This is a genomic window from Gluconobacter sp. P1D12_c (assembly GCF_018812105.1).
Lineage (GTDB): Bacteria > Pseudomonadota > Alphaproteobacteria > Acetobacterales > Acetobacteraceae > Gluconobacter > Gluconobacter oxydans_A.
The window spans coordinates 1-678 of sequence record NZ_JACSIQ010000122.1; the positions used below are offsets into that span (position 1 = coordinate 1).

The 678-nt window shown below is 56.0% G+C and carries 2 protein-coding genes; one reads left to right on the top strand and one right to left on the bottom strand.

What is annotated here, in order from left to right; translation table 11 throughout:
* A partial coding sequence (locus KP705_RS15885) for a recombinase family protein (protein WP_215764926.1) occupies positions 1-314 on the bottom strand: 314 nt, incomplete at its 3' end.
* 156 nt (positions 315-470) lie between these two features.
* Here KP705_RS15885 and KP705_RS15890 point away from each other — a divergent pair.
* A partial coding sequence (locus KP705_RS15890) for a DUF4158 domain-containing protein (protein WP_215764927.1) occupies positions 471-678 on the top strand: 208 nt, incomplete at its 3' end.

Here is a 678-nt window from a genome sequence, read left to right on the forward strand (position 1 = left end):
GGGTCAGACGGATCGTGAATACTGTTCCCAAGTTGAAGCTTCACGCCACGGGATGCCAGGCTGTCGCCAATAAGCCGTGCATCAGGGACAGAGCGGGCCAGTCGATCAAGCTTTGGTACGACCAAAGTATCGCCACTACGAACAGCCGCCAGTGCCTGGTCAAGGCCGGCCCTTTCCCGGTTCGTGCCGGTGAAGCCCTTGTCGGTGTAAATACGATCGGCAGAAACACCGAGTTTGAGCAGTTCCTGATGCTGGGCCGCGAGATCCTGTTTGTCCGTCGAGCAGCGGGCATAGCCGATCATTATGTGTGTCATACGGGAAAGTGTAACGTATAAGGCCCCATGACTGCAAAACATATGGTACCACCTTTATGAGACACAGCACACGGCTGTATTCCATGACGTGTTGCACTTGTCCGGGACAGTCCGTCCAACGATCCCCTTCCGGACACATGAAGGAGACATCCGATCATGGCGCGGCGCCGTCTTCTGACCCGTGAAGCTCTCGCCCGACATTACGAGCCTTCTGTCGATGATCGCGAGATCACGAGACATTTTACACTCAGCCAGGATGACTTCGATCTGATCGCAACCCGCCGCGGAGAAACCTCCCGATTGGGTTTCACGATGGTCATGCTCTACATGCGCTGGCCGGGACGGGTGCTGGAATCTGGTGAAA